The 18,330-nt window shown below is 54.3% G+C and carries 18 protein-coding genes and 2 riboswitches; of the genes, 9 read left to right on the top strand and 9 right to left on the bottom strand.

Features of this window, described 5'->3' with window-relative positions; translation table 11 throughout:
* Positions 1-40 precede the first annotated feature (40 nt).
* The gene (locus tag NI000_RS27750; protein ID WP_253414608.1) at positions 41-1,495 is read left to right on the top strand and encodes an NAD(P)/FAD-dependent oxidoreductase; all 1,455 of its coding nucleotides are present in this window, start codon (positions 41-43) and stop codon (positions 1,493-1,495) included.
* 14 nt (positions 1,496-1,509) lie between these two features.
* Entirely contained in the window at positions 1,510-2,118 is a 609-nt protein-coding gene (locus NI000_RS27745; protein WP_446030838.1) for an acyl-CoA-like ligand-binding transcription factor, read from the top strand.
* A 335-nt stretch (positions 2,119-2,453) separates the two neighbouring features.
* Here NI000_RS27745 and NI000_RS27740 read toward each other — a convergent pair whose 3' ends face one another.
* Positions 2,454-3,200, bottom strand: coding sequence for a response regulator transcription factor (locus NI000_RS27740; RefSeq protein ID WP_253414607.1), 747 nt, complete (start codon positions 3,198-3,200; stop codon positions 2,454-2,456).
* Positions 3,201-3,406: 206 nt separating this feature from the next.
* On the opposite strand from NI000_RS27740, the gene NI000_RS27735 reads away from it, so the two are divergent.
* Entirely contained in the window at positions 3,407-4,267 is an 861-nt protein-coding gene (locus tag NI000_RS27735; RefSeq protein WP_253414606.1) for a cytochrome c oxidase assembly protein, read from the top strand.
* A gap of 3 nt (positions 4,268-4,270) precedes the next feature.
* Here the strand turns inward: NI000_RS27735 and NI000_RS27730 are convergent, their stop codons facing one another.
* A complete protein-coding gene (locus NI000_RS27730) occupies positions 4,271-4,882 on the bottom strand; it encodes an SCO family protein (protein WP_253414605.1) in 612 nt (203 codons plus the stop codon).
* A 65-nt stretch (positions 4,883-4,947) separates the two neighbouring features.
* Positions 4,948-5,313, bottom strand: coding sequence for a c-type cytochrome (locus NI000_RS27725; protein ID WP_253414604.1), 366 nt, complete (start codon positions 5,311-5,313; stop codon positions 4,948-4,950).
* Between the two features lie 264 nt (positions 5,314-5,577).
* On the opposite strand from NI000_RS27725, the gene NI000_RS27720 reads away from it, so the two are divergent.
* From NI000_RS27720 to NI000_RS27710, 3 genes are all read left to right on the top strand, one after another.
* Positions 5,578-6,225, top strand: a complete 648-nt coding sequence (locus tag NI000_RS27720) for a response regulator (RefSeq protein WP_054973898.1) — start codon at positions 5,578-5,580, stop codon at positions 6,223-6,225.
* 206 nt (positions 6,226-6,431) lie between these two features.
* Positions 6,432-8,168: an ABC transporter ATP-binding protein gene (locus NI000_RS27715; RefSeq protein WP_253414603.1), complete on the top strand. Its 1,737-nt coding sequence runs from the start codon at positions 6,432-6,434 to the stop codon at positions 8,166-8,168.
* Between the two features lie 252 nt (positions 8,169-8,420).
* Positions 8,421-9,653, top strand: coding sequence for an RICIN domain-containing protein (locus tag NI000_RS27710; protein WP_253414602.1), 1,233 nt, complete (start codon positions 8,421-8,423; stop codon positions 9,651-9,653).
* A 189-nt stretch (positions 9,654-9,842) separates the two neighbouring features.
* On the opposite strand, the gene metE is transcribed toward NI000_RS27710, so the two are convergent.
* The 6 genes from metE to ahlS all read right to left on the bottom strand — a co-directional run bounded on the left by metE (position 9,843) and on the right by ahlS (position 16,556).
* Positions 9,843-12,137: a 5-methyltetrahydropteroyltriglutamate--homocysteine S-methyltransferase gene (gene metE, locus NI000_RS27705; protein WP_253414601.1), complete on the bottom strand. Its 2,295-nt coding sequence runs from the start codon at positions 12,135-12,137 to the stop codon at positions 9,843-9,845.
* Between the two features lie 158 nt (positions 12,138-12,295).
* A riboswitch (cobalamin riboswitch) is annotated at positions 12,296-12,493 on the bottom strand.
* Positions 12,494-12,591: 98 nt separating this feature from the next.
* The gene (locus tag NI000_RS27700; protein WP_253414600.1) at positions 12,592-13,443 is read right to left on the bottom strand and encodes an energy-coupling factor ABC transporter ATP-binding protein; all 852 of its coding nucleotides are present in this window, start codon (positions 13,441-13,443) and stop codon (positions 12,592-12,594) included.
* Positions 13,440-14,243, bottom strand: a complete 804-nt coding sequence (gene cbiQ, locus NI000_RS27695; protein WP_253414599.1) for a cobalt ECF transporter T component CbiQ — start codon at positions 14,241-14,243, stop codon at positions 13,440-13,442. The genes NI000_RS27700 and cbiQ overlap by 4 nt, the downstream gene beginning before the upstream one ends.
* Positions 14,240-14,524, bottom strand: coding sequence for an energy-coupling factor ABC transporter substrate-binding protein (locus NI000_RS27690; protein ID WP_253414598.1), 285 nt, complete (start codon positions 14,522-14,524; stop codon positions 14,240-14,242). Before NI000_RS27690 ends, cbiQ begins: the two co-directional genes overlap by 4 nt.
* A complete protein-coding gene (locus NI000_RS27685) occupies positions 14,521-15,288 on the bottom strand; it encodes an energy-coupling factor ABC transporter permease (protein WP_216794565.1) in 768 nt (255 codons plus the stop codon). Before NI000_RS27685 ends, NI000_RS27690 begins: the two co-directional genes overlap by 4 nt.
* 145 nt (positions 15,289-15,433) lie before the next feature.
* A riboswitch (cobalamin riboswitch) is annotated at positions 15,434-15,624 on the bottom strand.
* Between the two features lie 83 nt (positions 15,625-15,707).
* Positions 15,708-16,556 carry an AhlS family quorum-quenching N-acyl homoserine lactonase gene (gene ahlS / locus NI000_RS27680; protein ID WP_253414597.1) on the bottom strand — a complete coding sequence of 283 codons (849 nt, stop codon included), beginning with the start codon at positions 16,554-16,556 and terminating at the stop codon, positions 15,708-15,710.
* Between the two features lie 170 nt (positions 16,557-16,726).
* Here ahlS and NI000_RS27675 point away from each other — a divergent pair, with 170 nt between their 5' ends.
* The 3 genes from NI000_RS27675 to NI000_RS27665 all read left to right on the top strand — a co-directional run bounded on the left by NI000_RS27675 (position 16,727) and on the right by NI000_RS27665 (position 18,105).
* Positions 16,727-17,131: a winged helix-turn-helix transcriptional regulator gene (locus NI000_RS27675; protein ID WP_253414596.1), complete on the top strand. Its 405-nt coding sequence runs from the start codon at positions 16,727-16,729 to the stop codon at positions 17,129-17,131.
* Positions 17,132-17,241: 110 nt separating this feature from the next.
* Positions 17,242-17,616 (top strand): hypothetical protein, encoded by a 375-nt coding sequence (locus NI000_RS27670; protein WP_253414595.1) that lies wholly within the window; start codon positions 17,242-17,244, stop codon positions 17,614-17,616.
* A 12-nt stretch (positions 17,617-17,628) separates the two neighbouring features.
* On the top strand, positions 17,629-18,105 hold the full coding sequence (locus tag NI000_RS27665) for a GyrI-like domain-containing protein (protein WP_253414594.1): 477 nt from the start codon (positions 17,629-17,631) through the stop codon (positions 18,103-18,105).
* The last annotated feature ends 225 nt before the right edge of the window (positions 18,106-18,330 follow it).

The following is an 18,330-nucleotide window of genomic DNA, read 5'->3' as shown; positions in this document are numbered from 1 at the left end:
TATCAAAATAATCCGACGATCTGAAAAAGGAGCTGCGAGTATGAATAACGATCCAAATCAGGGAAGAGCATTGGTCATCGGGGGGAGTATGGCTGGAATGCTGGCTGCGCGGGTGCTATCGGAGCATTACGACGAAGTTCTCGTCGTGGACAAGGACGACTTTCCGGACAAGCCCGAGAACCGTCCGGGCACGCCTCAAGCATTTCATCCGCACCGGCTGTTGCCGCGCGGTAAGCTTATTCTGGAGAGCTTGTTCCCCGGCTGGACGGACGATTTACTGGCGCAAGGGGCTTTCATGAAAGAGGGCAAGCGCATCCGGTCCGTCAGTGTTTACGGAACCATGGAAGTGGTTGACCGGAAAGGTGCGGGCGCCAGCCGAGCTTTGCTGGAATGGGTCATTCGCCGGCGCCTTCAAGCGATCCCCAATGTGCGGTTTGCGAACGGGTACGAAGCGACTGGGCTGCAGATGGCTTCGGACGGCGCAAAAGTAACAGGTGTTGCGGTTCGGGAACGGAGCAAGACGGCGCAGTCAACGACGCTCGAAGCCGATCTCGTGCTGGATGCTAGCGGTCGCTCCTCCAAGCTGGTAAAATGGCTTCAGGCTCTCGGCTATCACGTGCCGGAACCGGAACGTCTGAAAGCCTCGCTCGGCTACAGCACGCGGTATTACAGAATCCCTCCGCATGTTGCGGAGCAATGGAGCGTTGTCGTCACCGAAGGCGTTCCGGCCAAAGGAATCGGCACCGCCGTATTCGGACCGGTTGAACAGGATACGGCCGAAGTCGTACTGTATTACGCGGGCGGGCAGCGTTACCCGACAACCGATGCCGGGCTATACGAACAGGAGTTGGCCGCTCTGCTGGACCCTTCGATTGCCGAGCTGCTGCAAGCGTGCGAGCCTCTGGGGCCGCCGCGCGGGTATCGGGTGCCGGAATGCTTCCGGCAGCGCTTTGAGCAGATGGAGCGGTGGCCGTCCGGGCTGCTTGTGATGGGGGACGCGCTCTGCAACTTTGATCCGATTTACGGTCAAGGGATTACCGTCGCTGCCATCGAAGCGGAATTGCTGGCGTCTCAATTGCGCGAACGGCGTAAACATCCGAAGCCGTTCTTCGAACACGAGGCATTAAGGCGAATGCAGGAGGCAATCGATCCCGCCTGGTGGCTTACCGCCGTTGCCGACCTGTGCTGGCCCGGCGTGGAATATGCAGGATCGCATTCGCGGGAAGGGATCGCCTTCGCCCAAAAATATTTTGAACTGTACCGCAAGCAAGCCGTCGGCAAGCTAGATATGGAATTGTTCGGAAAATACATGATGATGAACAGCTTGATCTTATCGCCGCGGGAATTTTTTAACGCGGACGCGGTCCGCACCGTGCTGGCCGCCGATGTATCGGGCGAGGGAGAGCGGCTGTTAGCCGAATTTGCGATGGAGGATCGGGATCATCAATTGGAGCAATTTCTGGAGCGGACCATCCCGGCAGGAGGCTATAAATAAAACAAGATCGGAGAGTGAGCAAGGTGTCACCGGACGATAAACGAACCATGGGGCTGCGCGAGCGCAAAAAAGCAAAGACCATGGCAGTGGTTCAAATGCATGCGCTGCGGCTGTTCCGCGAGCTGGGCTATAACGCCACGACGGTGGAGCAGATTGCGGAGGCAGCGGAGATTTCGCCCAGCACTTTTTTTCGGTACTTTCCCACCAAGGAGGACGTGCTGCTAAGAGACAATTACGACCCCGTTCTCGTTGACGCATTTGAAGCTCAACCATCACATCTGAGTCCTTTACAGGCGGTGCGCGGGGCCATGGTTTCGGCGATTGCCGACATGTCTGCCGATGAGCTCGCCACGATGCGCGAACGAAATGAGCTCATCATGACGGTGCCGGAGCTGCGGGCCGCATCGCTGAACAGCCTGACGCAGACGATGCAACTGATCGCGGAACTGGCAGCCAAGCGCACCGGCCGGGAGCCGGACGACGCAGCCGTGCGAACCTTCGCCGGAGCGATCATCGGCGTCAATATCTCGGTAATGCTATACTATGCGGAACATCCGGATGCGGACTTCGCCGTATTGCTGGACGAAGCGTTGAGCAAGCTGGAGGCGGGCCTGCTGTTGTAAACTGCTTGAAATGTATATGTGCGGAAGCAAAAAAACGTTATCGTCATCCTCTATAACGGCGAGTTAGTTGAGAAAGGGGTTTTGATAAGAATAGAGAAACATACGGAGGTGGGGTATCTACTGGAGGAGCGATAGCGTTCGCCTTTGTCTGCGGGAAATACCCGCTGCTAAGCAGCTTCCAATAAAAATTTCCTGCAGACCCGGGGTCCCCGCAAAGTATTCGGACTAGGCTTCCTTGATTCAACTTCACTTTGTGGGGTGGAGCAGCGACCGGAAGTAGATACCCCACCCCTCGTACCCCTCTATTGTCTCAATGCTCTGTCCGACCGTTATCGTCATCGTTCGATAACGGTTTTTTGCTTCAACGCAAACGAAGCAGGCACATCCAAGCGGTAGCCTATGCCCCAAACCGTGCGAAGCATCGTGGCAGCATGCGGCGAAACAGCGTGCATTTTTTCCCGGATGCGCCGGATATGGGAGTCCACCGTCCGAAAATCGACGATCACCTCGTACTTCCATACTTCCTTCAGCAGCTCTTCACGAGTCAACGTCCTGTTCTCGTTCAATGCAAAATAACGCAGCAGGTCGTACTCTTTCAAAGTCAGAGCGATCTCGTGACCGTCGATCAGCACGCGCCGGGCCAGGTGCTCGATGACCAGATGCGGCAGCACGACGTCGTGGCGCGATTTGTTTTCCAGCCGGAGCCTCCCCGGAGCGGTACGCTTCAGAATGGCATGGATGCGGCAGATCAACTCGCGCGGACTGAACGGCTTCAGCACATAATCGTCCGCTCCGGCTTCGAAGCCGAGGAGGCGGTCGCTTTCGTCCGTTTTGGCCGTCAACAGGATCACCGGCGTCGTTTTGACCTGTTTGAGCAGCCGACAAATCTCGGGACCGTTCAGACCGGGCATCATCCAATCGAGCAGCAAAATATCGTAATCGCGATCTAAAGCCATTTGCAGCGCCTGCGCTCCGTCTCCGGTTTCGTCCACGGCGGCGCCGTCTTTATTCAAATATAGGTTCAAAATGCGGCGAATCCGGTCCTCGTCATCGGCGATGAGCATCTTGTAAGCTAAGGTCATGACAGTTCCTCCTTCACGCTTCTCATTGTAGCCTTAGGCGGGCCGGAGGGCATGCCTCGAATGAGTCATTTCGTCGTCGGTCCGGTGAACAAAGCTTGTCTCCTTTGTGACAGCGAGATGGCTCTTTCGTGTCATAGGAACCGGGGCCGAAATTAGGTAAGATGGAGGGGATGCCAGAAGACGAAGAAGGTAAGGAGGCTTTGAGCTTGGACTTTCAGTTGATGATGGAAACGTACGGATTTCGGGTGGTATGGGGGCCGGAGATGTTTCTGACGGTTGCGCTGGCGGCCGTATTTTACATGCGCTACAAGGGCAGGACGGTGTCCGGGCGGCAGATGGCGAGCTTTTTTGTCGGGCTGTTCCTGCTGTACTTTGCGCTCGGAGGACCGCTGAATCTGGGCGGGCACTTCTGGTTCAGCATCCATATGCTTCAGCAGTCCGTGATGTACCTGATCGTTCCGCCGCTGCTACTCCGGGGGATGCCGGAAGGTTTTTTTCGGGCGCTCAGCGACAATCCGTGGAGCCGGAGGGTGATCCTTGTTTTCGGCAATCCGATCTTTGCGATGTTTTTGTTCAACGGCGCTTTTTCTTTCTATCACATCCCGATGATCTTCGATGCGGCGATGTCCAATTATGCGCTTCATAATGCGCTGCATTTGCTGCTGTTTTTCTCGGCGTTCGCTTTATGGTGGTCCGTGTTCAGTCCGGCTGGGGCGATCTATGCGATGAGCGAGCTGAAAAAAATGGGGTATATTTTCATAAACGGCATTTTGCTGACGCCGGCCTGCGCGCTCATCATTTTTGCCAAAGCGCCAATGTACGAGACCTACACCGCTGGGGCGCATCTGCTTTGCTTACCGTTCTATGCGATTCCGGTGGAGCCGGTGACGTTCTCAAGCCCATGGCTTACGCCGCTGTCCGACCAGCAGCTGGGGGGCGTGATCATGAAGATTATGCAGGAAATTTCGTACGGCTGCCTGCTTGGCCTCGTGTTCTTCCAGTGGTATCGGAGAGAAAAAGACAAAGCAGAGGACCTTCCCGATCCCCTGCTTGAGCCGACGCCGTAAGCGTTATTTTGATCCGGCGATTTGCCGGATCATTTTTAGAATCTCGTCGTTGTCCATCTCTTCGCCCATCGTAAAAATTTTGCGGATTTGGCCTTCCTGGTCGACCAGGAACAGCGAAGTCACCGTATGCACGAACCCGCCGTCCTTCATCTTTTGCACCATCACGCCAAAATCTTTCGCGACGTCCGCCGTTTGTTTCTCCGTCCCGGTCAGCAGCGTCCAGCCGCTGTAATCCATCCCCATTTTGTCTCCGTACGTTTTGAATACTTGAGGCGTATCGCGCTCGGGATCGAAGGTGACCGATAGAAAATGGACCTTATTTCCCCACATGCCTTCTTTCTTTAATTCGTTCTGCAGCTTGACCATGTTGTACGTCGTGGCCGGGCACACGTCCGGGCAATTGGTGAACAGGAACTCGACCAGACGCACTTTGCCGTTCGTATCGTTTAAAGAAACCTTCCCGCCGTCCAGCCCGCTCAGTTCAAAGTTCGGCGCCTGCTTCAAAACCGGCAGGGGCGGCCCTTGGTTGAACCAGGTAAACAGGGAGATCGCAAGAGCGACCAGCAGGAGGGTGACCGTCAATTTAAACCCATTCTTTTGAATCCATGGCTTCATCCGTGAATTGTTCAACCTCCGGTTTCGTTATCTTTTCGCCGTTCGTTTCGTCTATTCCGCGCGTATTATTTCTTTTCGGCGAGCCAGCGGGAGACGTTGGCAATATCTTCGTCCTTCAGGCTGCTCTTGAACGCCGGCATGCCTCCGCGGCCGTTTTGGATCACTTTGTACAGCTGCTCGGTCGACAGCTTGCCGCCGACCTTCTGAAGATTCGGTCCCATTTTGCCTTCCAGGTCGTTGCCGTGACAGGCGATGCAGGATTGCTTGTAGACGGCTTCGGCGGCCTGGGCGTTCAGCGGAGCATCGGGAAGGGCCGGAGCGGCCGCCTCCTGCTTGGCCTCACTCGAATGCCGCTGCACCTCGGCGAACAAAAATCCCATGCCCAGAACGCAGGCAATTCCGCACAGGGATACCATAATCCATCGATGCATACACGCGCCTCCTTTCATTTTCAGGATAATCCTAGCACTTTCGTTTCCGGCTTGTATATAGCACTTTGGAGTCAGACTGAAGCGCTTCCCCCGGGGATTTGTCACGAAATTGTCGATCGTCCGGCGGGAAATAGCCCGACTGAGTCATGGGGGTTTGCGGGAGGGTATGGTTAGATGGAATCACAGGAGTACGATCGTTGATCCGGACGGCGAGAAGGAGCGTAACGATCGTCGCCGGTAAGGAGAGAGAGGAGATTCCATTCCATGAGTCAACCGATTCGAATTATGCTGGCCGACGACCATGCGCATGCGCGCCAGGCGATGCGGGAAATTATTCAAGCGGACCCGGAGTTCGAGATCATATGTGAGGCGACGAACGGAAAAGAAGCGGTGCTGCTGGCGGAGCAGTGGATGCCCGATGTCATTCTGATGGATATCCGGATGCCCGAATTAGACGGCTTGGAAGCGACGAAGCTGATTAAAGAACGGTTCCCGTATGTCAAAATTGTCATGGTTACGGTATCGGACGATATTACGCATTTGTTCGAGGCGCTGAAAAAAGGCGCGCAGGGCTATTTGCTGAAAAACCTTCATCCCGCGTCCTGGCATGAATATTTGCGGGCCGTCGCCATCGACGAAGCTCCGATGTCCCGGGAAATCGCCGTGCGTCTGCTTCAGGAGTTTTCCTCCGTCAGGCAGAGCATTCCGGATCATTCGCCGCTCACCGGGCGGGAAAAGGAAATTTTGGAGTGCGTGGCCAAAGGGAACTCGAACCGAGAAATTTCAGAAATTTTATCCATTTCCGAGCATACGGTGAAAAACCATTTGAAAAATATTTTGCATAAGCTGCATTTGGACAACCGGGTGCAATTGATGCGCTATGCCTATGAGAAGGGCTGGATCAGGGGGTAGGAAGCTCTACCAAGCGGAAAAAACAATTTAAATGATTTAAACGATTGATCCTTTTTTACAGGGCATGGTAAATTGAGGATGTTGTTCGTAAAAAATTTCAGAAATGAGTGAGGAATATGAGAAAAACAGGAGCAACCCAAACCCAAACGAAAAAAACTTGGAGGGCAACGCTTCGTTAACCCTCCAAATCATTGGAGGAAAGCGACTTGAATACTCGGTTCAAGAAATTTTTATCTTATTACAAGCCTTATTTAGGTTTGTTATTTGCGGATCTGGCTTGCGCGTTTGTGGTATCCGCCGTTACTCTGGCACTTCCGTTATGCGTCAGATACATCACCGTAAACGTTTTGGAAGAAGGCGGACCCCATGCGCTGGAGCAAATCTACGCGATGGGTGCGGTCATGCTCGTTCTGATCGCCTTGCATACGTTTTGCAACATGTTCGTTTCGTATCAAGGGCATGTGATGGGGGCGAAGATGGAGAGCGACATGCGAACCGAATTGTTCGATCATTTGCAAAAGCTGTCGTTTCGTTTCTATGACGAACAAAAAACAGGCCAACTCATGACCCGGGCGACGAACGATATTTTCTCCATGACGGAATTATTCCATCACGGTCCGGAAGATATCCTCATCTCGGTCCTGAAGTTTGTCGGCGCCTTCATCATCCTGTTCCATATCGACGCTAAGCTTACCCTCATCGTCTTTCTCTTCCTGCCCGTGATGGGTGTTTACGCGTGGTTTTTCAATAAGAAAATGAACAGGGCGCTAAGAAGAAGCAGGGATCGGATCGGCGATATTAACGCGCAGCTTGAAGATACGTTATCGGGGATTCGAGTCGTACAATCCTTTACCAACGAATCGGTGGAAAAGCAGAAGTTCGCTTACGAAAACAAACGGTTTGTTCAAAGCCGAAGCGACGGCTATAAAAGCGAGACCTGGTTTCACGAAGGGTTGATTGCGTTCACGCAGCTTATTACCGTCGCCCTGGTGGTCTTTGGCGGAGCCGCTATCGTCAACACTTCTTTGGCGCTGGCCGATTTGCTTACCTTTTTTCTATTTATCGGCATCCTCATCGAGCCGATTCAGCGATTCGTGAATTTCGCCGGGCTTTATCAAGAAGGCATTACCGGGTTCGACCGGTTTATGGATATTTTGGAAGTGGAGCCGGATATCCGGGATGCGGATAATGCCGTCGAACTGACGCACGTTCAGGGAAACGTGGAGTTTAAAAATGTGAGCTTCAAATATAAAGAAGACCAAGACCACGTGCTCAAGGACGTTTCTCTGCATGTCAAGGCCGGAGAATACGTTGCATTGGTCGGACCTTCGGGCGCCGGCAAAACGACCCTCTGCTCGTTGATTCCTCGCTTTTACGAAGTCAGTACGGGGCAAATTCTTCTTGACGGGACGAATATCAATGAGGTTCGCTTGCGTTCGCTCAGAAGGAACATCGGCATTGTCCAGCAGGATGTCTACTTGTTCACCGGAACCGTTGCGGACAATATCCGCTACGGAAAAATCGACGCAAGCAGGGAAGAGATTATTGAGGCGGCCAAAAAGGCGAATGCGCATGATTTTATCATGTCGCTACCGGACGGTTACGATACGGATATCGGTCAACGCGGCGTGAGATTATCCGGGGGACAAAAGCAAAGGCTGAGCATTGCGCGCGTTTTCCTGAAAAACCCGCCCATTCTTATTTTTGACGAAGCGACCAGCGCCTTGGATAATGAAAGCGAGAAGGCCGTTCAAGATTCCTTGGAGAAGCTGACGGACAATCGCACGACCATCGTCATCGCCCACCGGTTGTCCACCGTCAGAAATGCGCAAAGAATTGTCGTGTTAACGGACCGTGGGATGGAGGAGCAAGGAACACATGAAGGGTTAATCGCATCGGGCGGTACCTATGCGAATTTATATAACATGCAATTAAAAATCTGACGGATTACGGTCAGGAAAAAAATAAAGCGGCAGCCCGGGACTTCATGTTACGCCCGAGGCTGTCGCTTTTATTGACGCACAGGAGCGAGTGGCATGACAATGAATGGAATTCTTCAAAATGTAAACAAAACCATATTTTAGGTTGATCAATCAATTGGAGGCCGTTTATAATGAAATCACAGCTTGTGCAAACGCTATCATTTAATCTGCTTTGGGACAGAAGCTTTGATCCGAAAATGAGGAGGGAATTTTATGTTGAAAAGAGGAAAGCTGCTAAGTTTTTTTCTGCTGTTGACTCTCCTGGTCGCCCTGGTGCCCGTCGGCGATGCGAATGCGGCCCCGAACTGGAATCTGGTCTGGAGCGACGAATTTAACGGCAATGCTTTAAATTCCGCCAACTGGTCTGCGGAGATCGGCACGGGCCAGAACGGGTGGGGAAACAATGAGCTGCAGTATTATACAAACCGGCCCGAAAATGTGCGGGTTGCGGACGGGAATCTCGTGATTACGGCGCGCAAGGAATCTTATGGCGGCATGAATTACACCTCTGCGCGAATCAAAACCCAAAATTTGAAAAGCTTTACTTACGGGAAAATCGAAGCGCGCATCAAGCTGCCCTCCGGTCAAGGGCTGTGGCCGGCATTTTGGATGCTGGGCTCGAACATCAATGCGGTGGGCTGGCCTGGATGCGGCGAGATTGACATTATGGAACGGGTCAACAACAATCCGCATGTCAACGGCACCGTACACTGGGATGCGGGAGGACACGCCGATTACGGGCGGGTTTCCGGCAATCTCGATTTTTCCCAGTATCACGTGTACAGCATAGAGTGGGACTCCAAATATATCAGATGGTTTGTGGACGGCCAGGAATACAACGCTTTTTATATTGAAAATGGCACCGGGAACACGGAGGAGTTTCAACGGCCGTTTTTCCTCCTGCTGAATCTTGCCGTGGGCGGGAATTGGCCCGGCAGTCCCGATCCTTCAACACCGTTCCCGGCGCAAATGCTGGTGGATTACGTACGTGTGTACCAAGCGCAGCCGGGCATTGTCAACGGAGGCATTTATACGATAGCCTCCAAGGCCAGCGGCAAGGTGATGGATGTCGTGGACGTATCGACGCAGAGCGGGGCCAAAATACAGCAATGGACCAACTATGTCGCCAATAACCAGAAGTTCAAAGTGGAGAGCACCGGGGACGGCTACTACAAGCTCACAGCCGTTCACAGCGGAAAAGTGCTGGATGTGCCCAACTCGTCGCCTTCCAGCGGCGTGCAGCTGCAGCAGTGGGATGACAACGGAACCGCTGCGCAACGGTGGAGTATCGTCGATGCGGGCGGCGGCTATTACAAGCTTGTTTCCAAAGCGAGCGGACTGGTCGCGGACGTATCCGGCTCCTCGACCGCTGACGGCGCGGCGGTCCAGCAGTGGAGCGACAATGGAACGGATGCGCAAAAGTGGTCGTTTGTCAAAGTCAACTGACCCGCCAGCGCTAAGCCAACAACGCTAACGCGCGGCCTTTTTCCGTCAAAGGCTGCGACGACAAAGAAACCGTCTCTTTTCCAATGAGGATCATGCCTCCATTGTGCAAAGAAACGGTTTCTTTTTTTTACGATTTACGAAGCGGGGAGCCGTAAGCCGTTCTACGCCTTACGGAGGGCCCTTTGCGGGCTACGCTTTGGCGCAGCGCGCTCTGAACTGTTCGGCGGCAGCGACCATGTTGCGCAGGGAAGCGACCGTTTCTTCGACACCTCGCGTCTTGAGCCCGCAATCCGGGTTGATCCAGAACAGATCCGGCTCCAAAACGGACAACGCGCGTTCAATCGTGCGGACCATCTCGTCGACGGCCGGAACCCTCGGGCTGTGAATGTCGTATACGCCCAGACCGATGCCCTGATCGTACGTGTGCTCGTCGAAGCTTTGCATCAGCTCGCCGTGGCTGCGCGACGTTTCGATGGAAATGACGTCCGCATCGAGAGCGCGGATCGCGTCGATAATGTCATGAAACTCGCAGTAGCACATATGCGTGTGAATTTGCGTCGTGTCATTTACGGTGGCCGAAGTCAAGCGGAAGGCATGAACCGACCAGTTCAGGTAATGCTGCCAATCCTGCTGTTTCAACGGCAAGCCCTCGCGCAGTGCAGGCTCGTCGATCTGGATCATGCCGATGCCCGCATTCTCCAGCACTTCCACCTCCTGGCGCAGCGCCAACGCGATCTGGTAGGCGACTTGCTCCCGGGAGATATCGTCGCGGACGAACGACCAGTTCAGGATGGTGACGGGACCGGTAAGCATGCCCTTGACCGGCTTGCCCGTCAGCGATTGCGCATAGACCGTTTCTTCCACCGTCATCGGTTGGACGAATTCGACGTCGCCGTAGATGACCGGCGGTTTGACGCAGCGGGAGCCGTACGATTGAACCCAGCCGTTCCGGGTGAACAGGAAGCCGTCCAGCTTCTCGCCGAAAAATTCCACCATGTCCGTCCTTTCGAATTCGCCGTGCACCAACACGTCCAGGCCAAGCTCTTCCTGAATCTTGATCCAGGCTTGAATTTGTTCCTGAATGAAGGTCCGGTACTGCGCTTCGTTCCATTCCCCGGTTCTCCAGTGTTTGCGAGCTTGTCTCACTTCCGGCGTCTGCGGGAAGCTGCCGATCGTCGTTGTCGGCAGGAGCGGAAGCTGGAATTTATTTTGCTGGAGAATATGGCGCACGGAATAAGGGCTCTGTCTGGCCGATGGTCCCCCGGCAATATGCCGGGTAGCCACACGGACGGTTGTCCGGTTGCGGAACGGGGAGGCGTTCAGCTCCCGGACGAGCCGTGCGCTTGCTTCCAGCCCGGACCGTACGGCGTCCGTTCGTTCTCCGGCCGCCGCCTTGCCCAGCAGAACGACTTCGTCCAGCTTCTCGTCGGCGAAGGCCAGGAAAGGCAGCAGATCGACGTTCGCCTGCTCTTCCGTCCGGGTCGTCACCGGGACGTGCAGCAGGCTGCAGGAAGGCTGAACGATCAACGTCCCCGACGGGACGAAAGCGGACACCTCATCCAGCAGCTGCAGCTTGGCTTCGAGGTCGGACAGCCATACGTTGCGCCCGTCGATCAATCCGACGCCCAGTGCCTTGTCCGCCGGGAACCCATGTGTCCGCAGGGCGGCGATATTCCGCTCTGCTCCGTGGACGAAATCGAGTCCGATGCCTTGAACCGGCAGGGCGACCGTCCGCTCGTAGTGCTCGACCGAATCGAAATACGTCTGCAGCATCAGCTTCAGACCGGGTGCGGCAGCGTGCAGCTGCGAATAAATGTCTGCAATTCGCTCCATATCGGTCTCGGATAAGGATGTAACCAGAATCGGCTCGTCGATCTGCACCCACGCGGCGCCTTCCTGTTCCAACTCGGCCAAAATTTGTTTATACAGCGGCAGGAACAATTCGATCAAGGCGTCCAACTGCTCCGGCGCATAGCCTTTGGACAGCTTCAGGAACGTATACGGTCCGATCAGGACCGGCTTCCCGTCGACCCCAAGCTTGAGCTTCGCTTCGCGGTAAGCCTCCAGCGGCTTATTCACGGTCAATACCGGAGTCAGACCGTTCAACTCGGGCACGATGTAGTGATAGTTCGTGTTGAACCATTTGGTCATCTCGCACGCCGGAGCGCCTTGGGTTCCGCGGGCCATGGCATAATAGGTGGCGAGAGGGACCGGACCACCGTCGTAAGCAAAACGCTCCGGAACGAGCCCGAACATCGCCGCCGTATCAAGCATATGGTCATATAACGAAAAATCGCCTACCGGAATCAGCCCGACTCCTTTTTCCTGCTGAACCTTGAGATGTGCCAAGCGGAGCGTTTCCAGCCCGCTTACGAACTGTTCCTCCGGCAATTTGCCTGCCCAGAACGATTCCAGAAGCTTTTTCCATTCCCGTTTCGCCCCGATGCGCGGGTACCCGATATTGCTGCTTACGATCCGACTCATGTTTACGAGCCTCCTCAAATTTGTTTTTGTCTGTTATTTGAATCCTGAACATACAAAAAAGGCATCTTTACCCTAAAGCGAAAAAGGATAAAGATGCCCCTCGTTGAATACGCACGGCGGCTGCCATCTTTAACACCTCCCTATCTTCCGTAGGTAAAGCAGTGCTGTCAGAACAGGCAGGTCTCCTGGCTCCGGAATCAAGGTCTTGCGCCAGCCTTCCCAATCCGCAGATCAGTGGCTAAGTATGGCGTAAAACTCCTCCGTTACAGTGGCGGGACCGCGCCGGTTTTTCACCGGCTTCCCTTTTAAGCTCCGATACGCGAACGTAGGGGAGCACCTGTTCCCACGATATTCAGTTGTGATTCTGTAACAATATACAACTAAACCGATAATGATACAAGTGTTATTTTTAAACGGCGATATTTCCAGCGAAGACGGGGCGTTTGGTTCGCTGCTAAAGAGCGCCTGCGGTCCCATAGCCGCTTTGCAAAAAAGCTTTCATCGCTTCGATGCTGCGGGGCGGGGCATGGCTTCTGCGAACGGCCGCCGGGAGCGCTTGCCAAAGCTCCAGCAGCATCGGCGGCTCCAAACCAAGCTGGCGCAGCTTCTCTTCGTCGGCGAACACTTCGTGCGGCGGACCTGCCATGCAGCATACGCCTTGGTCCATGACCAGCACCCAATCGGCCCAAGCGTAGGCCAGATTCATGTCGTGGGTCGCCATCGCGACCGTAATCCCTTGCTCTTGGGCGAGGTCCAACTCCTCCAGCAGCTGCCGCTCGGACAAGCGGTCAAGGTAAGCCGTCGGCTCGTCCAGCAGCAGAAGCTCGGGCTCCAGCACGAGCACGCCCGCCAGCGCGACGCGCTTCTTTTGCCCCAGACTCAGTTGGTGAATCGGGGTGGCGGCGAGAGGCTTCAGCCCCATGGAGAGCAGCATCCGCTCCGTACGGACGGCAATCTCATCCTCCGGGAGTCCGGCATTGCGCAGACCGTAGGAGACGTCTTCGTAGGGCGTATTCAAGATCAGCTGCTGCTCCGGGTCCTGGAAAACAAGACCGATCTGCCGCCGAAGCCGCAGCAGGTCGTCGTGGCGGTACGATAGAGGCGCGCCCTTCAGCTTCAGCTGTCCCGAAGCGGGGCGGTGGATGCCGATCGCATGCAGGAAAAAGGTCGATTTGCCGGACCCGTTATGGCCGCAGATCGCCGTCTTTTTTCCTTGCGGTATCGTTAAGGTCAAGCTGCGCAGCGCTTCCTCCCGGGTGCCGGGATAGCTGTACCGGAGGTCCAGCGCTTCCAACATCGGTTTCATACGATTCCCCTCCAGCGGAGCCAACACTCCAGCAGCAATAATATCGCGACGCCGATGCCGCTTTCGAGGCGGTATCGGGCAGGAACCGTACCGGCCCGGTAAGGGGCAAGACGGATTTCCTCGGTAAATCCTCTGGAGACGAGACCGTGCGACAATCCTTTGTAGCGATGCATCGTCTTGACGAACAGCCGGACGATCAGCATCGCCGTGTCGTTCAGCTTGCCGCGAAAGCCGTTGTGTCCTCCGCGGGCCCGCTGCGCGGTATACAGATCGTGCGCCGTCTCCGTCAAAATAAACAGGAAGCGGTACGTGATCAGCATCAGCTCAAGCACGAGAGCCGGAACCCGCAGCCGTTTCATCACTTGAAACAGCTCGGCCACCGGGGTCGTGAACATGACGAACGAAACGGCCGACAAGCAGGCCGCCGCCCGCATGAACAACGCCGCAGCCGTATGCAGCCCTGTCTCGGTGATATAGACGGACCCGTACGGCCGGGACCATAGAACGAACGCAGAGGAGCCGGGAGCGGCGGCGCTTCCCGGCTGGATCTCGATGAGCAGAGCCGGCAGACTGGCGATAAAAAACAGGCAAGCCGTTCCCAGCATCACCATATGGGCTTTTAGCGGAATTCGGGCATACCGGACGACCCACACGATCATCCAGGCGAAAATCGCCGCCTGGACGGGAGGATGCGATCCGTACGACAGCATGAACAGCGCGGCCGCGAAGCCGCATTTCCACATCGGGGACATGCCGCGCAGCCGGTTGCTGTAAGAAAGCGAATCGATCAGCCGAATCATTGCGGCTTCGACTTGGACGCCTTACCCCGGAACAGACCGATCACGTACCCGATAAATCCGGCTCCGATGGCGGCCTGCAGCGCGAACAGCATGCTTTCGGTTTCGGCCGGCGGCTCCAGCAGCGACGAGAACCAGGGCTCGTAGGACGGCTGGATCGTCTTGATCATTTCTTCGGCGGCGCCGTCGGCACCGCCGAACTCTCCATTTACGAAGAGCAGCGGCAGCACGGCCAGCAGGACGACGGCGACAAGCAGCAGGATGTTTTTGGTTGCGGTTTTCACAGCTCGCGCGCTCCTTTCATTTTACGCTGCAGCAGCGACAGCTCTTCCGAGCTGTAGGCCTGCAGCCAGTTCCAGATTAATACGGTCAACAGCCCTTCGCTGATCGCCAGCGGAATTTGCGTTACGGCGAAGATGCCGCCGAATTTGAGAAGCGAGGCTGCTACGCCGCCTTGCTCGGCGGGAAAAGCGAGCGCCAGCTGAAGCGACGTCACGATGTAGGTGGACAAGTCGGCGAGCGCCGCCGCCGTGAAGATGGACAGCTTCTGCTTGCCGGTCGACTTCATCATTCCCTTGTACACCATGTAGCCTACGAACGGACCCGCGACGGCCATGGAGAATGCGTTGGCCCCGAGGGTCGTCAGACCGCCGTGGGCAAGCAGCAGCGCTTGAAACAGCAGCACGATGGAGCCCAGCACACTCATCGGCAGCGGACCGAACATGACCGCTCCGAGCCCCGTGCCCGTCGGATGGGAGCTGCTTCCCGTCACGGACGGAATTTTCAGCGCCGACAGCACGAAGGTGAAGGCGCCGGCCAGACCGAGCATAATTTTCAGCTCCGGCGTTTCCTTCGTTATTTTCCGGAGCGCCCGCAGCCCGAGAATGAAGAAGGGCAGAAAGGCGGCCCACCAGAAAACGGCCCAGCCGAACGGAAGAAATCCTTCCATAATGTGCATGGCGTAAGCGGATTCGGGCGCGTTCAACGATAAATACAGCGTTAAACCGCTTACCAAAAGCAAGGTGCCGATCGTCTTTTTCTTTTTCATAAATTGTTCCTCCTGAACGATACTCGTAAACCAAAAAAAGACCGATCCTGTAGGATGGGTCTTGGGTACGCGCACGCCGCTAAACGACAATGCGCGCAGGTCATTGTCCGGCTAGGTTCGTACACCTCTCCTTTCCGCGAAGGCTTTCGGGTGCATCTATAAGGTAGGTCTCCTGGCTCTCGGATCGTCGTGTTCTTTCGCCTTCCCCGACGGGTGAATCGAGTGACGTCATGGAAAGAAACTCCCCGAATACAGTGGCGGGACCGCTCGGGATTTACACCCGATTCCCTGTTACCCTTTGCTCTGCGCAAAGGCACCTTATCGATCAAGTATGCAATTGTCTGATGCTTTGCGTCAGAATATCGATACAAAACTATTCGATACAAACAGGGCATTTCCTTTCGAAAGTTCAAAAATTTTTACTGGTAATATCCTTCAGTCGATTTGCGGAACGTTTTGAATTGATCCGCATCATGTCCGAACCACACTTGAGAGTTCGTTCGCTTAGCCAGCGTGCGGATTTTCTCCACTGCGCTCCGGTAACCGAGCGAATCGTACAAGATACCTGGCGGCCTGACCGGCGGGCCGAAGCTTTCCGACGTATAGACGGCATCGGAAGCGAGGATGATTCCGCCCGTTTCCGGCATGTCGACGTGCAAGCCTATCATGCCCCAGGCATGGCCGCTTCCAAAATTAAGAATCTTGATGCCTTCGGCCAGATCCAGGTTATCTTCAGTGCGCTTGATCGTTTTCCACTGCAAATGGTTTTTGATCCACGCATCGATGTCCGCCCAAATATAGCCGCCTTCTTTTTGATTGCGGGCATAGGATTGCAGCGCACCGTTCAGCTCGTCTTCGTGGACGATAATCGTAGCGTTCGTGAACATCTCCAGGCATCCGGCATGGTCCAGATGCAGGTGGGAGGCAATCACGTACTTGATGTCCTCGGGTCTTACTTTCAGCTGCTCCAGCCGGTTAGGCAGGTAGCATTCCTCGCTTGCTACCCAGGGGAACGCCTGCTGGGTCGCTTGGGTCCAACGTCCTTGGGCGCCCATCGAGTTCGGATTGCAGGACGTATCGAACAAAATTTTCCCTTCCGGATGATCGATCAATACGGTATAGATCGGAAATTCCACGAACTTCGTCTGCGCATTGGGGTTGCTGATCGTCGCCGGATTGTGCATGGCGATCAGCCAGTTTTTGTCCATGCTCATCCGGCCGTTATCCATCACATACAGCTTGGGCCGGGCTTTCATTAGATTTGACATGTTCATTCCTCCCATTAGTAAAGCAATATATTCGCTTGTACGCCCGCTCATGCTTAAAGATTTCAACTTTGATGAGCGGTATAGACATACAATAGTACATAAACTAAAATTACATAAGTAGGAACTTTTTGGTGTCCTGGGTACTTCGAGGTGCATAGGAGGGGAATCATTTGACATCTTCGCCCAAAACAAGACCATCCGGCATCTCACCGGCGACTTGCGGCTACAGCAGAGTTCTTGAATTGATATCCGACAAATGGACGGCGCTCGTCATTTACGCATTGGAAGACGGAAGCGTCCGCTACGGAGAAATGGGAAGAAGAATCGACGGGATTTCCAAAAAAATGCTGACGCAAACGGTCCGAAAGCTGGAGCGGGACGGGCTGGTCCGACGCCATGTTACGCCAACCGTGCCCCCAACCGTCGACTATTCGCTAACCCCGCTGGGCGAAACGCTGCTTCAACCGATGAAAGAGCTGAGGCAATGGGTAAGAGTAAATTACTCGCATGTCGAGGCGGCGAGAGCCAGCTACGATTTAGCGCATGGCGGAGATTCCCAAGCGCCGGCGGAATGAAGCTTGCCGGAAGGCTCGTGCGATGAAGTGATGACCAAAAGCATGATGGTGTTCCGCAGCTTGCGGAACCTCGTCATGCTTGATTTTTATAGCTAAGGGGAGAGACGGGGTTGGATACGGCAAAGGCGCAATTGCTGAACAGCCAGCTGTCGAATTTGCGGGTTCAGCTGCCGTTCGCCAAGCTGTCGGTGTGTGTGCGGGATTGGAGAAGGCTGGATTCAGGTCGGCAACGAGCAGTACCGTCCGGTGCCGGGCGAGTTTATGTTCATCCCCGCGGAACGGAGCAGTCGTTTTCCGTCACCGAGGGGACGCCTTCTACGATGTACTGGTGCCATTTCGGCTCGAATATCCGCCTGGGGAGAATGTTTAAGCTGCTCGGCATTTCTAATCTCGTCAAAGCGGAGGACCCGGCCTTTCCCAGCCCAAATGAAAAAAACAAAACAGAAACATGCGTTTGTGTGGGTGTGCTAAATCTTTATTTATGAGGGGGAAAACAAGTGGTTGATATTATTGTTAAACGGAAATTTACAGTTATCGGCAAGATGGGGGAGGGACTTGCCATAGAAGGTCCTGTTTGGATACCGCCATTATGGAAAGATGCAAACAGTAAATTTGCTGAAATAAGCAATCTTGCAAAATTGAATTCTGACGGTAGTATTGTTGGGGTTTGGGGTGCTATGAGTGATGTTGATGGAAAGTTTGAAAGGTGGAAAAATGAGGGGAAATACTTAGCGGGGTGTGAGGTTTTAGACGATGCTGAAGCCCCGCATGGCTGGGTTAAATGGGTCATTCCATCATTTAAATATGTTGTGGTTAAGTGTAATCAAAATTCCTATAAAGAAACATTTAATCAGATCATTGAAGATTATTTACCAAATAATACCTACACATTGGTTGGAGCAGTTCAAGAATTTTATGACCCTAAAGATCATAACGGTGAATTGTCTTTATTTTTCCCTATCGAGAAGATATAGCACATTTTACTGATACCGCATATTTGAACCCTGCTAATCCACTCGTACACCTCTATTCCTTCAATTGACCGCTTCTTAACAAAGCTCAGGCAATCGCCTCACGTGGTTGCCTTTTTGCATAGGCGGTTTCTGGTAAATTTCGAAAAAAGCCTTGACTGACACAGCCGTGTTGTCTAATATAGTTTAAGATTATCCATTAAGAATGATTCTCAATATCGTTTCACT

The sequence above is a fragment of the Paenibacillus tyrphae genome (assembly GCF_024158745.1).
Taxonomy (GTDB): domain Bacteria; phylum Bacillota; class Bacilli; order Paenibacillales; family NBRC-103111; genus Paenibacillus_G; species Paenibacillus_G tyrfis_A.
This window is presented reverse-complemented; position numbering and strand designations above follow the sequence as displayed.